At 69.3% G+C, this 18,333-nt stretch carries 18 protein-coding genes; 9 read left to right on the top strand and 9 right to left on the bottom strand.

What is annotated here, in order from left to right; translation table 11 throughout:
- Positions 1 to 25 precede the first annotated feature (25 nt).
- Positions 26 to 1,612 (top strand): aldehyde dehydrogenase (NADP(+)), encoded by a 1,587-nt coding sequence (locus LQZ85_RS16820; RefSeq protein ID WP_056276161.1) that lies wholly within the window; start codon positions 26 to 28, stop codon positions 1,610 to 1,612.
- A complete protein-coding gene (locus LQZ85_RS16815) occupies positions 1,609 to 2,931 on the top strand; it encodes an enolase C-terminal domain-like protein (protein ID WP_056277646.1) in 1,323 nt (440 codons plus the stop codon). Before LQZ85_RS16820 ends, LQZ85_RS16815 begins: the two co-directional genes overlap by 4 nt.
- A 19-nt stretch (positions 2,932 to 2,950) precedes the next feature.
- Here LQZ85_RS16815 and LQZ85_RS16810 read toward each other — a convergent pair whose 3' ends face one another.
- Positions 2,951 to 4,459, bottom strand: coding sequence for a SulP family inorganic anion transporter (locus LQZ85_RS16810; RefSeq protein ID WP_056276164.1), 1,509 nt, complete (start codon positions 4,457 to 4,459; stop codon positions 2,951 to 2,953).
- 324 nt (positions 4,460 to 4,783) lie between these two features.
- Here LQZ85_RS16810 and LQZ85_RS16805 point away from each other — a divergent pair, with 324 nt between their 5' ends.
- From LQZ85_RS16805 to panB, 3 genes are read left to right on the top strand one after another with little or no spacing between them, the layout of a single operon-like run.
- Positions 4,784 to 5,509: a Rossmann-like and DUF2520 domain-containing protein gene (locus tag LQZ85_RS16805; RefSeq protein WP_056276167.1), complete on the top strand. Its 726-nt coding sequence runs from the start codon at positions 4,784 to 4,786 to the stop codon at positions 5,507 to 5,509.
- On the top strand, positions 5,506 to 6,372 hold the full coding sequence (gene panC / locus LQZ85_RS16800; RefSeq protein ID WP_056276171.1) for a pantoate--beta-alanine ligase: 867 nt from the start codon (positions 5,506 to 5,508) through the stop codon (positions 6,370 to 6,372). Before LQZ85_RS16805 ends, panC begins: the two co-directional genes overlap by 4 nt.
- Complete coding sequence (panB, locus tag LQZ85_RS16795) at positions 6,369 to 7,238, top strand: 3-methyl-2-oxobutanoate hydroxymethyltransferase (RefSeq protein WP_230101234.1); 870 nt, start codon at positions 6,369 to 6,371, stop codon at positions 7,236 to 7,238. Before panC ends, panB begins: the two co-directional genes overlap by 4 nt.
- Positions 7,239 to 7,551: 313 nt before the next feature.
- Here panB and LQZ85_RS16790 read toward each other — a convergent pair whose 3' ends face one another.
- The 3 genes from LQZ85_RS16790 to LQZ85_RS16780 all read right to left on the bottom strand — a co-directional run bounded on the left by LQZ85_RS16790 (position 7,552) and on the right by LQZ85_RS16780 (position 10,292).
- Positions 7,552 to 7,755, bottom strand: coding sequence for a helix-turn-helix transcriptional regulator (locus LQZ85_RS16790; RefSeq protein WP_042540715.1), 204 nt, complete (start codon positions 7,753 to 7,755; stop codon positions 7,552 to 7,554).
- A complete protein-coding gene (locus tag LQZ85_RS16785) occupies positions 7,755 to 8,243 on the bottom strand; it encodes a DUF2975 domain-containing protein (protein ID WP_053098445.1) in 489 nt (162 codons plus the stop codon). Before LQZ85_RS16785 ends, LQZ85_RS16790 begins: the two co-directional genes overlap by 1 nt.
- Positions 8,244 to 9,077: 834 nt before the next feature.
- Positions 9,078 to 10,292, bottom strand: coding sequence for an MFS transporter (locus LQZ85_RS16780; RefSeq protein WP_230101233.1), 1,215 nt, complete (start codon positions 10,290 to 10,292; stop codon positions 9,078 to 9,080).
- Positions 10,293 to 10,377: 85 nt separating this feature from the next.
- On the opposite strand from LQZ85_RS16780, the gene LQZ85_RS16775 reads away from it, so the two are divergent.
- Positions 10,378 to 10,683, top strand: a complete 306-nt coding sequence (locus LQZ85_RS16775; protein ID WP_053098447.1) for a helix-turn-helix transcriptional regulator — start codon at positions 10,378 to 10,380, stop codon at positions 10,681 to 10,683.
- A gap of 31 nt (positions 10,684 to 10,714) precedes the next feature.
- On the opposite strand, the gene LQZ85_RS16770 is transcribed toward LQZ85_RS16775, so the two are convergent.
- Both LQZ85_RS16770 and LQZ85_RS16765 read right to left on the bottom strand, forming a co-directional pair.
- Complete coding sequence (locus LQZ85_RS16770; RefSeq protein ID WP_230101232.1) at positions 10,715 to 11,473, bottom strand: SDR family oxidoreductase; 759 nt, start codon at positions 11,471 to 11,473, stop codon at positions 10,715 to 10,717.
- A gap of 1 nt (position 11,474) precedes the next feature.
- The gene (locus tag LQZ85_RS16765) at positions 11,475 to 11,753 is read right to left on the bottom strand and encodes a helix-turn-helix transcriptional regulator (protein WP_056277652.1); all 279 of its coding nucleotides are present in this window, start codon (positions 11,751 to 11,753) and stop codon (positions 11,475 to 11,477) included.
- A 78-nt stretch (positions 11,754 to 11,831) separates the two neighbouring features.
- On the opposite strand from LQZ85_RS16765, the gene map reads away from it, so the two are divergent.
- Positions 11,832 to 12,602, top strand: coding sequence for a type I methionyl aminopeptidase (map, locus tag LQZ85_RS16760; protein WP_230101231.1), 771 nt, complete (start codon positions 11,832 to 11,834; stop codon positions 12,600 to 12,602).
- Between the two features lie 6 nt (positions 12,603 to 12,608).
- Here the strand turns inward: map and LQZ85_RS16755 are convergent, their stop codons facing one another.
- From LQZ85_RS16755 to LQZ85_RS16745, 3 genes are all read right to left on the bottom strand, one after another.
- Positions 12,609 to 14,138: a glycosyltransferase family A protein gene (locus tag LQZ85_RS16755; protein WP_053098449.1), complete on the bottom strand. Its 1,530-nt coding sequence runs from the start codon at positions 14,136 to 14,138 to the stop codon at positions 12,609 to 12,611.
- A 140-nt stretch (positions 14,139 to 14,278) separates the two neighbouring features.
- Positions 14,279 to 15,466 carry a DUF6596 domain-containing protein gene (locus tag LQZ85_RS16750; RefSeq protein ID WP_230101230.1) on the bottom strand — a complete coding sequence of 396 codons (1,188 nt, stop codon included), beginning with the start codon at positions 15,464 to 15,466 and terminating at the stop codon, positions 14,279 to 14,281.
- Positions 15,463 to 15,840 carry a YciI family protein gene (locus LQZ85_RS16745; RefSeq protein WP_053098451.1) on the bottom strand — a complete coding sequence of 126 codons (378 nt, stop codon included), beginning with the start codon at positions 15,838 to 15,840 and terminating at the stop codon, positions 15,463 to 15,465. Before LQZ85_RS16745 ends, LQZ85_RS16750 begins: the two co-directional genes overlap by 4 nt.
- Before the next feature lie 165 nt (positions 15,841 to 16,005).
- Here LQZ85_RS16745 and LQZ85_RS16740 point away from each other — a divergent pair, with 165 nt between their 5' ends.
- Positions 16,006 to 16,593: a PadR family transcriptional regulator gene (locus tag LQZ85_RS16740; protein WP_053098452.1), complete on the top strand. Its 588-nt coding sequence runs from the start codon at positions 16,006 to 16,008 to the stop codon at positions 16,591 to 16,593.
- A 24-nt stretch (positions 16,594 to 16,617) separates the two neighbouring features.
- Positions 16,618 to 18,306: an AarF/ABC1/UbiB kinase family protein gene (locus LQZ85_RS16735; RefSeq protein WP_053098453.1), complete on the top strand. Its 1,689-nt coding sequence runs from the start codon at positions 16,618 to 16,620 to the stop codon at positions 18,304 to 18,306.
- The last annotated feature ends 27 nt before the right edge of the window (positions 18,307 to 18,333 follow it).

Here is an 18,333-nt window from a genome sequence, read left to right as displayed (position 1 = left end):
CCACCCTCGACTCAAGGAGAGTGACATGACCGTTCCCGTCCTCACCGGGCATTCCTCGATCGCCGGACGCTCCGTCGCCGGCACCGGCTCGGCACTGCACGCCATCGCGCCCGACACCGACGAACAGCTCGATCCGCCCTACTCGCAGATCGACGTCGACCAGCTCCGCGAGGCGACGGCGGCCGCCGCAGAGGCATTCGTCACGTTCTCGCGCCTCGAGCCCGAGGCCCACGCAGCCTTCCTCGAGACGGTCGCGGAGGAGATCGAGGCGATCGGCGACACGCTGATCGAACGGGCGATGCAGGAGACCGGGTTGCCGCAGGCGCGTCTTCTCGGGGAGCGCGCGCGCACCACCGGGCAGCTGCGGCTGTTCGCCGAGGTCGTCCGAGCCGGCGAGCACCGAGGCGTGCGCATCGATCCGGCGCAGCCCGACCGCACGCCGGTGCCCCGCGTCGACATCCGTCAGCGCAAGATCCCTCTCGGGCCGGTGGCGGTGTTCGGGGCGTCGAATTTCCCGTTCGCATTCTCCACCGCCGGCGGCGACACCGCATCCGCCCTCGCAGCCGGCTGCCCGGTCGTGTTCAAGGCGCACAGCTCGCACCCCGGCACGAGCGAGCTCGTGGCGGCGGCGATCGCGCGTGCCATCGACGCCCATGGACTCCACCCGGGAGTCTTCTCGCACATCTTCGGCCCGGGCCGCAGCGTCGGACAGGCGCTCGTCTCCGACCCCGAGATCCAGGCCGTCGGGTTCACTGGCTCCCGCGAAGGCGGTCTCGCCCTCGTGCGCGCCTCGCAGGCGCGGCCGGTGCCGATCCCCGTCTACGCCGAGATGAGCTCGGTGAACCCCGTGTTCATCCTGCCCGGCGCTCTGCGCGGCGATGTCGGAGCACTCGCCGCGGGGTACGTGCAGAGCGCGACCGGATCCAGCGGGCAGCTGTGCACGCAGCCCGGAATCGTCTTCGTCCCGCGGGGCGAGCAGGGCGACGCCTTCCTGCAGGCTGTATCCGAGGCGCTGCGCGCGGCCACAGGGCAGACCATGCTCTCGCCGAGCATCGCCGCCGCGTGGCTCGAGGGCGTCGAGACGAGGGACGCCAACGCCGAGATCCTCGCGCGGGGATCCGACGGAGAGGGTCCGCATGCCCCCGCGCCGGTGATCCACGCCGCCGACCTCGGATCGTTCGAGGAGAACCACGTGCTGCACGAGGAGATCTTCGGTGCGGCATCGCTGGTGGTGCGGTACGGCGATGTCGCCGAGCTGGTGCAGGCGGCGTCGCGTCTCGAGGGTCAGCTGACGGCCACGCTGCAGCTCAGCGCGGACGACAATGAGCTCGCGGCGGCGCTGCTGCCGGTGCTCGAGCGCAAGGTCGGACGCATCCTCGCGAACGGCTGGCCGACCGGGGTCGAGGTCGGGCACGCCATGGTTCACGGCGGACCGTTCCCGGCGACGAGCGACTCGCGCACCACGAGCGTCGGGACTCTCGCGATCGAGCGCTTCCTGCGGCCCGTCGCCTATCAGAACATCCCCGACGAGCTGCTGCCCGAGGCGCTGCGCGACGCCAACCCGTGGCACGTCCCGCGCTTCATCGACGGGCGGCGCGAGGCGTCCGCATGAGCGCCGTTCCCACCGTCGACAGAGTCGAGGTCGTTCCGGTCGCCGGCCACGACTCGATGCTGTTGAACCTCTCGGGCGCGCACGGGCCGTTCTTCACCCGCAACATCGTCATCGTGACGGATTCGGACGGACGCGAGGGTCTCGGCGAGGTCCCCGGCGGAGAGCCGATCCGCCGCACCATCACCGAGGCCGGCGAGATGCTCTCGGGTCAGCCGGTCGGCCGATACCGTTCGCTGCTGCGGTCGATCGCTACGCGCTTCGCCGATCGCGACGCCGGTGGCCGCGGGCTGCAGACATTCGACCTGCGCACCACCGTGCACGCCGTCACCGGCATCGAGTCGGCGCTTCTCGACCTCCATGCGCAGCACCTCGGCGTGCCGGTCGCCGAACTGCTCGGCGACGGTCAGCAGCGCGACAGCGTGCCGATGCTGGGCTATCTGTTCTTCGTCGGCGATGCCGACAGGACCGACCTCCCCTATCTGCGCGAGAGCGGCGACAGCTGGGAGAGCGTGCGACGCGAAGAGGCGATGACGGCCGAGGGCGTCGTGCGCCTGGCCGAAGCCGCCCAGCAGCGGTACGGATTCTCGGACTTCAAGCTCAAGGGCGGCGTCCTCGACGGAGGGACCGAGGCCGACGTCGTGATCGCCCTCGCCCAGCGCTTTCCCGAGGCGCGCATCACGCTCGACCCGAACGGCGGGTGGCTGCTGGAGGATGCGGTGCGCATCGGTCGACGACTGCGCGACGTGCTCGCCTACGCCGAGGACCCCTGCGGTGCCGAGGGCCGGTTCTCGGGTCGAGAGGTGATGGCCGAGTTCCGGCGGCGCACCGGACTGCGGACCGCGACGAACATGATCGCGACCGACTGGCGAGAGATGGCGCACGCGATCCGATCGGATGCCGTCGACATCCCGCTCGCTGACCCGCACTTCTGGACGATGGCAGGGTCGGTGCGCGTCGCGCAGCTGTGCAACGACTTCGACCTCACATGGGGCTCGCACTCGAACAACCACTTCGACATCTCGCTGGCGATGTTCACGCAGGTCGGTGCGGCCGCGCCCGGCGAGATCACGGCACTCGACACGCACTGGATCTGGCAGGACGGTCAGCAGCTGACGGTCGATGCGCCGCAGATCCGCGACGGCGCGGTGCGCGTGCCCGACCGGCCGGGACTCGGTGTGACGATCGACCGCGTGCGGCTCGCCGAGGCCCACGAGCTGTATGTCGAGCACGGGCTCGGCGCCCGCGACGACGCGATCGGCATGCAGTACCTCGTGCCCGACTGGCAGTTCGACAGCAAGCGGCCCGCCCTCGTGCGCTGAGGCGCGTCCGGGTGGATCGCTACTCGAACCCGCCGGTCAACCGTCCCCGCATCCGCTGACTGCTCTCGTTCATCCCGACGATCTCGACGCTCTTGCCGAGCGCTGCGTACTTCGTCTCGATCGCATCCAGAGCGGCGACGGTCGACGCATCCCAGATGTGCGATCCCGAGAGGTCGATCACGACATGCTCGGGGTCGTCGGGGTACTCGAAGAGGGTGGTCAGGTCATTGCTCGAGGCGAAGAACAGCTCGCCGTTCACGACGTAGCGCGCGACGTCGCCCGAGACCGCGCGTTCGACCGAGCGCTCGACCGACACGAAGTGCGCCACGCGGCGCACGAACAGCACGGATGCGACCAGCACCCCGCCGACGACGCCGACCGCGAGGTTGTGGGTGAGGAGCACGAGCACGACGGTCGCCACCATCACGAAGGTCTCGCTCTTCGGCATCCGCTTGAGGGTCGACGGCTTCACGCTGTGCCAGTCGAAGGCACCGATCGCGACCATGATCATCACGGCGACGAGGGCGGCCATGGGGATCGTGCCGACGAAGTCGCCGAACACGACGACCAGCAGGAACAGGAAGATGCCGGCGCAGAACGTCGAGATGCGGGTGCGCGCCCCGGACGCCTTGACGCCGATCATGGTCTGGCCGATCACCGCGCATCCGCCCATGCCTCCGAAGATTCCGGAGAGCATGTTCGCCACGCCCTGCGCCCACGACTCGCGCGTCTTGTTCGAGTGGGTGTCGGTGATCTCGTCGACGAGCTTGGCGGTGAGCAGAGACTCCATGAGCCCGACCAGCGCGACCCCGAGGGCGAACGGAGCGATGATCGTGAACGTCTCCCAGGTGAGCGGCACGTTCGGGATGAACAGCTCGGGAAGACTCTTCGGCAGCTCGCCCTGATCGCCGACCGTCGGCACGGTGATCGCGAACGCCAGCACGACACCGGTCACGATGATCACCGACACGAGCGGCGCCGGCACGACCCTGGTGATCCTCGGCATCACGATCATCACGACGATCCCCAGTGCGACCAGCGGATACACCAGCCACGGCACGTCGATCAGCTGCGGGAACTGCGAGCTGAACACGAAGATCGCGAGCGCGTTCACGAACCCGACCATGACGCTGCGTGGGATGAATCGCATCAGCTTCGCGACGCCCAGCACCCCGAGGAGCACCTGGAAGATGCCCGCGAGGATCACGGTCGCGATGAAGTAGTCCATCCCGTAGGTCGGAGCGACCGGTGCGATCACGAGCGCGACGGCTCCGGTCGCCGCGGTCACCATCGCGGGGCGCCCGCCGAGGAACGCGATCGACACCGCCATGATGAACGACGAGAACAGCCCCACCTTCGGGTCGACGCCCGCGATCACCGAGAACGCGATCGCCTCGGGGATCAGCGCGAGACCCACCACCAGACCCGCGAGCACCTCGCGCGTCAGCATCCGCGGACTCTTCAGCGCCTGGAGGACAGTGGGATTCGCCCGATAGCGGGCGCGATCGTCGACCGCGAGTGCAGACATGGGGATGCTCCAGAGAAGGTGCCCGGGGATGGGGCAGACGTTCCAGCGTAAGACCTCGGTCTCGATGCGGAGGATTTCTGCAGTGCGGAGGGCGGATGCCGGGAATGGGCCCTCCGTATCGAGGATCCCCTCCGGATCGGTGGGGTCGCGGGAGGGTGGCGAGATCGCGAGGTCATTGCGAGCAGGGTTCTGCCTGTTCTGCGCAGCAGAGTGATAAGGGCTGGGCGCGTTCGGATTGTCAGTATGCTCCGAGATTTTGCGCGTACCCGGTCTCGGGCGGATACTCATCCCATCCGTGCCGCCCTTCTCGGCCGGGGAATCGACATGCACAGCACCCCTGCTCTCGCCCCTGACACGACCATCGCCATCGTCGGCGCCGGCCGTCTCGGCGGCGTTCTCGCCCGGGCCCTGCGCGCAGCGGGCTTCGGCGTCCGCGGACCGCTTCGTCGCGACGACCGGATGCCGGATGCCGATCTCGCGCTGCTCTGCGTTCCCGATTCGGCGATCGCGGCGGTGGCCTTCGCCGCGCGACCGCATGCTCGACTCGTCGCGCACGTCTCAGGTGCGACGCCGCTCGCCGACGTCGACTTCAGCATCCACCCGCTGCAGACCTTCACCGGCACCGAGACGCCCGAGGTCTTCCGCGGAATCGGCGTCGCAGTCGACGGCCGCACACCCGAGGCGCTCGCGGTGGCCGAGCAGCTCGCCGCAGCGCTCGGTGCGACACCCTTCCGCGTCGACGACGCCCACCGCGCGGCGTATCACGCGGCCGCATCCTTCGCCTCGAACTTCGTGCTCACGGTGCTCGACGCCGCCGAGCGCCTCGCGGCTCCCTCCGGGCTGGATCGCGCCCACCTCGCACCGCTCGTGCAGCAGACGGTCGACAACTGGGTGGCATCCGGCGCGGCATCCGCCCTCACCGGTCCGATCGCTCGCGGCGACGAGGCGACCGTCGCGCGGCAGCGCGCAGCATCCGCCGACGTCGCCGACCTCTTCGACGCACTCGCCGCCGCCACCCGAGCGGTCGCCGACAGAAAGCCCCGGTCATGAGAATCCTCCGTACGATCGCCGAGGTGCGCACCGCGGTTCGAGACGCCCGCGGTGACGGCGGGACTGTCGGGCTCGTCCCGACCCTGGGCGCCTTCCACGAGGGGCACCTCTCGCTCCTGCGCGCGGCGAGGGCGCAGAACGACCTCGTCGTCGTCTCGCTCTTCGTCAATCCGACCCAGTTCGCCGCGAACGAAGACCTCAGCACCTACCCGCGCGACGAAGCGCGTGACGCCGCGCTCGCTGAAGCGGAGGGCGTCGACATCCTCTTCGCCCCCGAGCCGGCCGAGATCTACCCCGACGGCTTCGCCACGAACATCCACGTGGCGGGCATCGCCGAGGTGCTCGACGGCGCGAGCCGCGGCCCCCACCACTTCGACGGCGTCGCGACCGTCGTCACGAAGCTGTTCGGCATCGTGCAGCCCGACGTCGCGTACTTCGGGCAGAAGGACGCGCAGCAGGTGCTCGTCGTCCGGCGGGTCGTGCGTGACCTGAACCTCGATGTGCGCGTCGAGGCGTGCCCCATCGTCCGCGAACCCGACGGACTCGCCATGAGCTCGCGCAACGTGTACCTCGACGCGGATGCACGCGCCCGGGCGACCGCGCTGAACCGTGCGCTCGACGCGGCGGATGCCGCGCACCGTTCGGGCGACGGGGACGGTATCGGCGATGGCGACGGCATCCTGTCCGCTGCCCGGGATGTTCTCGCCGAGGCGGGAATCGACGTCGAGTACCTGGAACTCCGGGATGCCGAGACGCTTCAGCCCGTCACCCGCATCGACCGCGACGCCCTGCTGCTCGTCGCCGCCCGTGTCGGCGCCGCCCGATTGATCGACAACCACCTGCTGAGAGGGTTCACGCCATGAGCGCCCACGCCGCCCCGACGAAGCGACTGACTCTGCGCGATCTCGACGCCAAGAAGCATGCCGGCGAGCCGATCGTCATGGTCACCGCGTACGACTTCCCGAGTGCGCAGATCGTCGAGGAGGCCGGCGTCGACCTGGTGCTCGTCGGCGATTCGGCCGCGATGACCGTGCTCGGCTACGACAGCACCGTGCCCGTCACGATCGACGAGATGCTGATGCTGACGAAAGCCGTGCGGCGCGGACTCACGAAGCCACTGCTCGTCGGCGACCTGCCCTTCGGTTCATACGAGGCGTCGGATGAGCTCGCCCTCGCGACCGCGCAGCGCTTCATCAAGGAGGCCGGCGTCGACCTGGTCAAAATCGAGCGCGGCGGCACCACGGTCGACCGCGCCCGAGCGCTCGTGAATGCCGGCATCCCCGTCGTCGGCCATGTCGGACGCACGCCGCAGACTGCGACCTCGCTCGGCGGATACCGGGCCCAGGGACGCACCGCCGAGGCGGCGCTCGCAGTGATCGATGACGCCCTCGCACTGCAGGATGCCGGAGTCTCGCTGCTCGTGATCGAAGCAGTGCCGTCCGAGGTCACCGCCGCTCTCGCGCCCCTGCTGCGCATTCCGCTGATCGGCATCGGAGCCGGAGCGGATGCCGACGGCCAGGTGCTCGTCTTCCACGACCTGCTCGGCATCTACGCCGGCGGGGCCGCCAAGTTCGTCAAGCGCTACGCCGATGTGCGCGGTGTGTCCATCGCGGGGGTCGCGGCCTATGCCGACGAGGTGCGAGGCGGGCAGTACCCGGCGCTCGAGCACGGCTACGGGATGCCCGAGGGCGAGGCCGCGCGACTGCGCGACCTGCTCGCGCGGCGGTAGGTGTTGGCCTCCGGGGGCTCGGCATCCGGCATCCGGCACTGCTGTCCTTCTCTTGCTGGCCATCGTCGATGCGGAGGAGATCTGCGATGCGGAGGGCCGTATCGACGAGGTCATCCTCCCGTGTGCTGTTCTCCTCCGCACCGTAGGAGTGCGATGGCTGCCGTGTCGAGGTCTCGAAGCGCGCGCATCACGCATTGTGAAGGAGAAATGCGCTTCCGAAGGAGAGAATCCCGGGATCAGGCCTTCCGAGGCGCAGAACTCCTCCGTTGCGTGGGTGCGTGGGTGTGTGGGTGCCGCGACGAAAGAGGTCCCCTCACGCCTCCCAGCGCAGGATGTCGCCAGGCTGGCATTCCAGCACTTCGCACAGTGCGTCGAGGGTCGAGAACCGCACGGCTTTCGCCCGCCCGTTCTTCAGCACGGCCAGGTTCGTCGGCGTGATCCCGATGCGCTCGGCCAGCTCGCCGACACCCATCTTGCGTCGCGCCATCATCACGTCGATGTCGACGACGACGGGCATCAGATGACCTCGTTGTCGAGCTCGGACCGCAGCGCCTGCGCCTCGACATCGCGGTCGATCGCCTGCCGCAGCAGCGCCTTCATCACCACGACCAGCAGGGCGACGCCGGCGAGCACCACGCCGGCTCCGCCGATGAGCGCGACGAGACCCGGAGCTGCCGAGCCCGGAGCGAGTATCGCCGCGAGGATCCACAGAAGAGCCGCGGCCACGAGGATCGCGCCGATGATCACGTCGATGTAGCGGAACGACGAGGTCGAGAAGATCGATCCGCGACGCACCTTCGTGAGCAGCAACCACACGCAGATGCCGAAGACCTGCAGAGTGCCGACCCCGAGGACGACGATCGACACGAAGGCGATCCGTCCCCACAGCTCTTCGTCGGCGAGGTCGAGCCACAGCAGCGGCACGATGAGCGCCTGCACGGCCACGGACCCGACCAGCGCCAGCGCGATCACGACCCGCAGCACGATGATCGTCGACTTGGCCATGACTCCACCTCTCATCGAACAACAGCAGAAATCTATCGTTAATCGTTCGATTGAGCAAGGTGGATGTGCGGGGCGCGTTCGATGCGGAGGAGATCTGCGGAAGGGAGGATCAACTTCGCGAGTTCGTCCTCCGGTGCGCAGATCTCCTCCGCTACGCAGATCTCCGCCGGTGCGCAGATCTCCTCCGGATGCGGGGCCGCGCGCTCGGAAGGGGATCGCGCATAACGAAGGAGATATCGGCCACATCCCTCCTTCGAGGCGAGAGATTTCCCTCGCAGTGGGAGTGGATGCCGGGGCCGCGCGCTCGGAAGGAGATCGCGGCTACCGAAGGAGGTGTCGGCGACATCCCTCCTTCGAGGCGAGAGATTTCCCTCGCAGTGGGGGTGGGTGCCGGGGCCGCGCGCTCGGAAGGAGATCGCGCATAACGAAGGAGGTGTCGGCGGCATCCGTCCTTCGGGGCGAGAGATCTCCTTCGTACTGGGGGTGGATGCGGGAGGGCAGCGCGCGCTCGGAAGGAGATCGCGGCTACCGAAGGAGGTGTCGCCGTCATACCTCCTTCGAGGCAAGAGATTTCGCTCGCGGTGGGGGTGGATGCCGGAGGCGGCGCGCGCTCGGAAGGAGATCTCGGCTACCGAAGGAGGTGTCGGCGGTATCTCTCCTTCGGAGTGAGAGGTCTCCTTCGCAGTCGGTGGGATGCTGGCGGCAGCGCGCGCTCGGAAGGAGATCGCGTCTACCGAAGGAGGTGTCGGCGGTATCTCTCCTTCGGAGTGAGAGATCTCCTCCGCAGCGAGAGACCCCCTTCGGCGCGAGAGGCCTCCACCCCACAGAGAGCAGCTACTCCGCCCGACGCACCCGCAACACCAGTGCGATGAGCGCGAGCGCGATGACCGCGACGCCGTACCCGACGCACACGGCGCCGAGTCCGAAGACTCCGACCAGCATCCCTGCGATGACTGCGGGCACGCCGAAGGCGAGGTAGGCGAGCAGGTAGATCACGGCGAACGTGTCGGCGCGGTCGGTCGGGGGGATGCGGGGTGCGAGTGAGGCGACGACTCCCGAGAAGGCGGTGCCGAATCCCATGCCGGTCACGGCGGTCGCGGCGAGGTAGAACGGAAGCGACCCGGTCGCGAGCGCCCAGAGCGACAGCGCGGTGCCGACGGCGAGGGCCGCGGTGCCGAAGATCACCGAGGTGCGTGGGTGCCGGTTGCGGAAGAGGAATGCGGTGACCGCGCCGACGCCGGCCAGCATCGCGACCGCGAGTCCCTGCCAGACGTGCGCCTCACCGCCGAGCTGGGTGCGCACGATGTTCGCGCCGAGTGAGAGGAAGAGCCCACCCGTCGCCCAGCCGGCGATGATCGCGGGGGCTCCGCGCCAGAAGTCCGAGCGGATGCCGGCCGGCACCGACAGCCGGAAGCTCAGCGACGCGAGTGCTCCCGGCCGCAGCGGAGCGGTCTCGGGTGCCAGGAAGAAGAGCCCCGCGAGCACGATGTACACGGAGGTCAGGGGTGCGAACACGTCGAGCAGCGGCTGTCCGGTCACGTCCAGCGCGATGCCCGAGACGAGTGCGCCGAGGGCGAGGCCGATTCCGGGGCTGAGTGCGTTCCACAGTGCGGCGACCCTCGAACGGCCACCGGGGGCGAGGTCGAGCGCAGCGGCCGAGAGGGCTGCGATGAGCACGCCACTCGCCGCACCCTGCAGGATGCGGGCGAGCATGAGCGTGGCGACCGTATCGGCATGCCAGAACAGCACCATGCTCGCGGCGAGCACCAGGAGACCGCCGATCGCGACCGGTCGCCGCCCGACATGGTCGGAGAGCGAGCCTGCGGTGAGCAGGGCGAGCAGCAGGGCGACCGCGTAGACGGCGAAGACGGCGCTGATGACGATCGCGTCGAATCCGATCTCTGCGGCGAGCACGGGGTAGAACGGCGATGGCGCACTCGCGCCCATCATCATCGCGATCTGCGTCACGACGGCCAGCGCGAAGCCGAAACGCGGGCGACGGATCCGAGATGCGGTCGCGGTCGTGTCGATCGGTGACGTGGTGGTCATGAGTGCTCCCGCGGTATCGGTTCGAGATTCATCGAACTATCGGAGCGTACTCGCGATCCCGCGATTGTTCAACTATTCTCGAACCATGCCAGGCGAACTCCCGCACCCCGAGCGATCCGAGATCCAGCTCACCGACGTGCTCTTCGCCCTCAGCGACCCCGAGCGTCTGGCGATCGCGCGACAGCTCGCCGACGGCCCGCTCGACATGGCCGAATGCCACGCGACCGACCCGAACCTGCCGAAGTCCACCAAGTCGCATTTCATGAAGGTGCTGCGCGAAGCGGGCGTGATCCGCAACGAGCCCAACGGTCGGCGACGGATGCTGACGCTGCGACGCGCAGAGCTCGACGAGCTGTTCCCCGGCCTGCTGGAGTCCGTGCTGCGTTCGTGACCCGCAACCGCCGAGGCGAACGCCCACCGCCTCAGCGGAAGTACGACGCGCCGTTCAGGTCGAGCACCGTGCCCGATGCCCACACCGCGGTGGGCGAGGTGAGATAGGCGACGGCATCCGCCACCTCTTCGGGCGTGCCCACCCGGCCGAACGGACTCTGACCGCGGATGCTGTCGCCCTGCTCTCCTTCGAGCTTCGCCGTCTGCCGGTCTGTCGCCACCATTCCCGGAGCGACCGAGGTCACAGAGATGCCGTGGGGTGCGAGCACCAGCGCCATCGACTGCCCGAACGCGTGCAGTCCTGCCTTCGTCGCGGCGTACGCGGGGTGGTCGGCCTCTCCGCGGAACGCGCCGCGTGACCCGATGTTGACGATCGATCCGCCGCTGCCCCGCTCGATCATGTGCTGAGCGACGAGCATCGTGACGTTCGAGGCGCCGAGCAGGTTCACCGAGGCCATGGCAGACCAGGCGCGCTGCCACTCGGCATACGTCGTCGAGTCGACGCGATGCTCGTTCGCCGCGCTCGGGGCCACGGCTGCATTGTTCACCAGGATGTCGAGTGAACCCAGGGCTGTGATGCCCTCCTCGACCACGCGCTGCGCCTCCGCCGGATCCCCGAGGTCGCCGCCCACGATCGCATGGTCCGAGCCTTCGAGCGAGGCGAGGGTCTCTTCCGCGGACGCGCGATCACGGCCGTAGTGCACGACGACCCGGTCGCCCCGTCGGGCGAAGGCCTGCGCCACTGCGCGGCCGATGCCGCGCGAGCTGCCCGTGATCAGCGCATGCGCCATCTCAGGACGCGACCTGCGTACGACCGACCGCATGCACCGCCGGCTCGATCTCGGACCACACCGAGTCCAGCGAGAGGTGGAGCACGCCCGCGATCGCGGCGATGGTCGAGAAGGCGGGGGTCGCCACGCGACCCGACTCGATCTTGCGCAGGGTCTCGGGCGAGACCCCCGCCTCGAGGGCGACGCTCAGCATCGATCGCTCACCGCGCGCTCGCCGCAGCAGCGCGCCGAGGCGCTCGCCCCGCTCGACCTCGGCGGGAGTCAGGGGCATCCGAACCATCATGTGCCCATTGTAATACCGGGATAGTATTACCGGGATAGTTATTGGAACGACTGACGGCGAGCTGTGGAGAACCCCATGATCGAGATCCTGAACCGCGACGAACTGGCTCGTGCACGAGACGCGGGCGCCCTCATCGGCGGCATCCTCCAGTCCCTCAAGGAGCGAGCGGCGGTCGGGGTGAACCTGCTCGACCTCGATCGCTGGACGAAGCAGATGATCGAGGATGCCGGTGCGCAGTCCTGCTACGTCGATTACGCCCCCTCCTTCGGCCGCGGGCCCTTCGGCCACTACGTCTGCACTGCCGTGAACGACGCGGTGCTGCACGGGATGCCGCACGATTACGCCCTCCTCGACGGCGACCTTCTCACTCTCGACCTCGCCGTCACGCTCCGGGGGATCTCAGCGGATGCCGCCGTCAGCTTCGTGGTCGGCGACGGTGCGGCATCCGCCGACCTAGACATGATCGACGCGACCGAGCGTGCGCTGACCGCCGCGATCGCCGCAGCCCGACCCGGCGCGCGCATCGGCGACCTCTCCCACGCGATCGGCACGGTGCTCGGCGACGCGGGCTACCCGATCAATCTCGAGTTCGGCGGCCATGGCATCGGTTCGACGATGCACCAGGATCCGCACGTCGAGAACGACGGACGCCCCGGCCGCGGCTACAGACTGCGCCCCGGCCTGCTGCTCGCACTGGAACCGTGGGTGATGGCCGACACCGACCGGCTGGTCACCGACGACGACGGCTGGACGCTGCGCAGTGCGACCGGATGCCGCACAGCCCACACCGAACACACCATCGCCATCACCGAGACCGGGGCCGAGGTGCTCACGCTGCCGCGCTGACCCTCGTCACTTCGTGCGCGAGCCGCTCCGCACCCGACGCACAGCGCGGCCGGCCAGGTCCTTGAGCCGGCCGCCGGGGTACTGCCTGCGCAGCTCGACGGCGCCGCCGCGTCCTGCGACCGGCGTGCACGTGCGCCCGGCGAGCAGGGGTGAGCGTCCCGCGGCGGCGAGCGTCGCGGCATCCGCTCGGAGGGGGACGTCGAAGGTCCACCCCGCCCGTCGCACGGTCACGAAGAGCTTCGCCCCGCGCGACTCGTCGTCGGGCCGGAACACCTTCAGCGGGTCGATCGCGATGCGGAGGGAGTCGAGGCTGCGTGGGTGGAGGTTCGCCACGCGACGCTCGATCGCCGCGGCCTTGTCGCGCCACACCAACTCGACGTGATCGTTGGACATCTCCCGCTTGGCTTCGAGAAGACCGGTCGGAAGGCCGTCCATCGCGATCGGCAGTGACGTCATGACGCCCGTGCCCGGCTCGAACTCGAGTGCGTCCTGCCCGTCGCGGGTGATCGAGACATCGACGGTGAGATACAGTCCGCCGCCCCGCGACCACCGTGCCGACGTCACCACCGCCCGGCAGGTGAGCTCGGCCTCGAACCGCGCGAACGTCAGCAGGTCGGCGCGTCGATCGGCTCGCAGCAGTGCGGCCCGGATGCGGTTCGGAAAGGCCAGCCCCCCGTCGACGCCGGGTCCGAAGCGCCGTCGCGCGAGCGGGATGACGACGTCGAGCAGGCGCTGGCGATACTCCTCGGGGTACCCGGCGTACTTCTTGCCCGACACCCGCTTGAGGATCTTGCCGCGGAACCAGTGCCGCAGCAGCCGGTCGCGCAGTCGCCCCGGTTCGGTGTACCGCTCGACGAGATCGAGCACGGCCTCGAGATGCGGGAAGTACGTCTCGGGTTCGATCCGCGACGAACTGGCACTGCCCGCGTGCTTGACCCACGCGTAGCAGGGGCGGCTGGCGAGGATCGAGATCGTCGACGCCTCGAAGTACGCCCTCATCACGAACAGATGGTCTTCGAGGCGCACCTTGCCGTCAGGGAATCGGATGCGCTTCTCGCGCAGGAACGAGGTGCGGAACATCTTGTGCGGCGTCAGCATCTCGAGCAGCGGATCCTCGCCGAGGCGCGCACGGGGGATGTCGCGGCGGAAGATGCGACTCGGAAGCCGCCGGCCGATGCCGACCTCCCTGCCGACCACGACATCGGATGCATGCTCGTCGGCGTAGTCGCAGAGCGCCTCGAGGGCGCCGTCGTAGAGCCAGTCGTCCTGATCGACGAACTGGATGTACGTGCCGCGCGCATCGTCGATCCCGTGGTTGCGCGGCGTTCCCGGCCACCCCGAATGCGGCAGATACGCGACGCGCACGTAGGGACGATCACGCGCGATCTCGACCAGTCGAGCCGCCGTCTCCTCACCGGAGCCGTCGTCGCAGAGCAGCACCTCGAACCGGCCGTGATCGAGCGTCTGCCGATCGAGAGACGCGATGAGCTCGTCGAATGCCGCTCCCGGACGGAACACGGGAACGACGACGCTCACTCTGATCGAAGTGGACGGTGGGGAAACGGCAGGGGAAGACGACATCGACGGCAGTCAAACATCGTCGGCTATGGAGCGCACGGGGCTTGCTTTCAGCGCCGTGTGCGTGCAGTGCGTGCGCCGTGTGCGTGCTGTGCGTGTCAGTGGGATCGTGCGTGGGCCGCCGCGCGGCCGCGGAGGAAGCCGATGACGCCGTCGTCGTCGGCGAGCGCGATCGCCCGCGCGTAGGCCTCACCGGCATCCTGTCCGGCCTCGGCGAGCAGGCCCGCCCGAGCCGCCCAGTACGGCTGGAATCCCTCTGCATGGGCCGGAAGTGCGGCGAGGCCCGCCTCGGCTCCGTCGATGCGCGCGGTGACGACGGCGGCCGCGACCCGGGCACCGAGGGTCGGAGCGACCGCGAGAAGCGCGGCGTACAGCATCCGCAGCGAGTCCCAATCGGTCGCCCCCGTGCGCAGCCGATCGCAGTGCACCGCCTGGATCGCCGCCTCGAGCTGGAATCGTCCCGGCGCACCGGTCGGCCGCGCTCGCCGCAGGTACGCCTCGCCCTCGGCGATCAGCGCCGCATCCCAGGTCTGAGGATCCTGCTCGTCGAGGGGGATGAACTCGCGAGAGCGCCGCGCGAGAGTCAGCGTCGTGAGGGCGGCCAGCCCCCACGCCTCGGGCTCGTCCTCGAGAAGCCCCGCCAGAGTGACGGCCAGGTACTGCGCCTCGCCCGCCATCGACTCGGCATCGCCGCGCCAGGTGAGCGCGGCGCATCCGTAGACCGCCTCCAGCACAGCGGGCAATCGTTCGGGCATCGAGCGGCGGTCCGGAATCGCGAACGGGATGCGGGCATCTCTGATGCGTCGCTTCGCCCGCACCAGGCGCTGTGCCATCGCCGTCGCCGGAACGGCGAACGCGCGCGCGACCTCGGCCGCCTCGAATCCGAGCACGGTCTGGAGCATGAGCGGCGCGCGCACGGCCGGGTCGATCGCCGGATGCGCGCACACGAACAGCAGTTCGAGTCGCTTGTCGCCGATCGCGAGCGGATCATGGTCGGCGAGCGGATCGACGCGAGCGCTCTCCTCGGCGAGGGGAGCGGATGCCGTCGCCGCGGCCGACTTCCACATATCGCGCAGCCTGTTCCTCGCCACGGTCATCAACCACCCTTCCGGGTTGTCGGGCACTCCGGCATCCGGCCAGCGCCGCAGCGCCTCTTCGAACGCTCCCGACAGGGAGTCCTCGGCGAGCGCGAGGTCGCCGGACCGCGCCGCGAGCAGCGCGACCAGCCGGCCGTAGGAGGTCCGCGCCGCACTCTCTGCAGCGGCCCGGACCCCCTCGGGGATCATCGGTTCGGAGTCCAGACGCCGTCGACCGTGAACACGGCACCCGGGCGGATCTCGACCGCACCCCAGAACGCCGGCGGGGCCTGGCGGGCGAATCCGATCGCGGCATCCAGGTCGGGCACGTCGATGACGACCGTGCCGCCGAGCTGCTCCTTCGTGTCGGCGAACGGGCCGTCCTGCACCTGCAGCGCGTCATCGCGCACGCGAACGGTGGTGCTGACGGCCGACGGCTGCAGAACCTCAGCCGAGACGAGCACCCCTGCCGACTGCAGGGTGGCGGCGTAGCTCGCGAATGCGGCCTGGCCCTCTGCGAGCGCCTCGGCGCCCAGAGTCTCGGCATCGAGCTCTTCGTAGTGCAACAGCAGTGTGTAGCGCATGTCTCTTCCTCACTGTTCGACGGTCAGCGTACAGAGAGATGACGATCGAGCAGCAGGCCGATCGACACATCCGCCGAAGTTCACCTCTCGGGCCGAGACTCTCACCCCACATTCAGCCTTAACGATATATCGTTGACTATCGCTCACCACTTCCGGGAGGTCATCATGAACAACGCATTCCCCTCGAACCCGTTCGGCGGATCCGGCTTCGGCTCGGGCCAGGGCGGACCCGCATCCGCGATCTTCGATGCCATGGAGCAGCTCCGCAAGTCCTTCGAGCAGCGCCCCAGCGGCGGCTCGCGCATGGCGAAGGGCGACGTCCGCACCGCGGTGCTGTCGCTGCTCACCGAGAAGCCGATGCACGGCTACCAGATCATCAACGAGATCGCCGATCGCAGCGGCGGATCGTGGAAGCCGAGCGCAGGCTCGGTCTACCCCACCCTGCAGCTGCTGGCCGACGAGGGCCTGATCGAGGCTCAGGAGCAGAACGGTCGCAAGACCTACTCGCTCACCGAGGCCGGCCGCGCCGTCGCCGCCGAGCACACCGAGACCCCCGCCCCGTGGGAGTCGCAGTCGAAGAGCGAGGGCTCGCACGACAACCCCCGCTACAGCGCACTGCCGAAGGCGGGCGTCGACCTCGCGGCGGCAGCCGCGGCCGTCGGTCGCAGCGGCAGCACCGAGCAGGTGCAGCAGGCGGTCGAGATCCTCGACGAGGCCCGCCGTAGGCTGTACTCGATCCTCGCTCAGGACTGATCGCACACGACACAGGGACGACACATGACGGATGCTGCGGCGCAGGGCGCCCATCGTGCCCGGTACCGCCGCATCCTGTCGTTCGCGGCGCGCGAGTTCCTCAAGGTCTGGTGGTTCGAGCTCGTGCTGCCGCGCTTCGGCATGAGCTCGATCGCCGAGCGCACCCGGGCGCCGCGCATGCAGCGCTTCGCGAAGCGGTTCCACGTGCTCGCGGTCGAACTCGGCGGCCTCATGATCAAGGTCGGGCAGTTCATGTCGTCGCGCCTCGACGTGCTGCCGCCCGAGATCACGAAGGAGCTCGAGGGACTGCAGGACGAGGTCCCGGCCGTGCCGTTCGCCGACATCCGTGCGGCCGCCGAGGCCGAACTCGGCCGTCCGCTCGCTGAGGCCTACGCCTGGTTCGATGAGACGCCGGTGGCTGCCGCATCCCTCGGCCAAGCGCACCGGGCCCGCCTCTCCGCGCAGGATGCCGTCGACACCGGTCTCGGCGACGTCGTCGTCAAGGTGCAGCGCCCCGGCATCGACGAGATCGTCGCGGTCGACCTCGCGGCTCTGCGCCGCGTCGCCCGCTGGGCGATGCGCGTGCGACTGGTCGCCGATCGGGTCGACGCTCCCGGCCTCGTCGAGGAGTTCGCGCAGACCAGCCTCGAGGAGATCGACTACCTGCACGAGGCCGCCAGCGCCGAGCGCTTTCGTGAGAACTTCGCCGGCGACCCGCGCGTCAGCGCCCCCGAGATCGTCTGGGAGCGGTCGACCCGGCGCGTGCTCACGCTCTCGGACGTCACCGCGATCAAGATCAACGACACGGATGCTCTGCGGGCAGCCGGCATCGATCCGGCCGAGGTCGCCGACGTGTTCGCCGAGGTCATGTTCGACCAGGTGTTCACGCACAGCTTCGTGCACGCCGACCCGCACCCGGGCAACATCTTCGTGACACCCGAGGCCGACTCGACGACCGGGCGCAACTTCCGCCTCACCTTCATCGACTTCGGGATGATGGCCGAGGTGCCCGACAACCTCCGCGACGGTCTGCGCACCCTGCTGATCGCGGTCGCCGGCCGCGACAGCCGAGGCCTGGTCACCGCGGCCCAGGAGATCGGCGTGCTGCTGCCCTCCGCCGACACCGCCGAGCTCGAACGGGCGCTCCGCGCGCTGTTCGCCCGCTTCGGCGGCATGGGCTTCGCAGAGCTCAGCAAGGTCGACCCTCGGGAGTTCACCGACTTCGCCGACGAGTTCGGCGACATGGTGCGCTCGCTTCCGCTCCAGCTGCCCGAGAACATGCTGCTGCTCATCCGTGCGGTGTCGCTGACCTCGGGCATGTGCTCGAGCCTCGACCCGTCGTTCAACGTGTGGGACGCCGCCGAGCCCTACGCCGGCCGCCTGCTGCGCGACGAGTCGGGCAACCTCATGCAGGACATGGCGCAGCAGGCCATGGAGACCGCCGCCGTCACCTACCGCCTGCCGAAGCGGATCGACGCGATCATCACCCGCGTCGACGACGGCAACGTCACCTTCGACACCTCGGCCCTCGAGCGCCGCCTCGACCGGCTCGAGGGCATCGCCCGCCGCATCGGATCGGGCGTGCTGTTCGCCGCGATGCTCGTCGGAGGCGCGCTGCTCGTCACGCCGCTGCCGCCGCTCGGCATCACCCTCATCTGCGTCTCGGCGCTGCCGCTGCTGCACTCGGTGTTCGGCGGCCGTCGCTCGCGCTGATGCGCCCGGAGTGCTCGCGCTGATGCG

The organism is Microbacterium sp. Bi98 (assembly GCF_918698045.1).
GTDB lineage: Bacteria > Actinomycetota > Actinomycetes > Actinomycetales > Microbacteriaceae > Microbacterium.
This window is presented reverse-complemented; position numbering and strand designations above follow the sequence as displayed.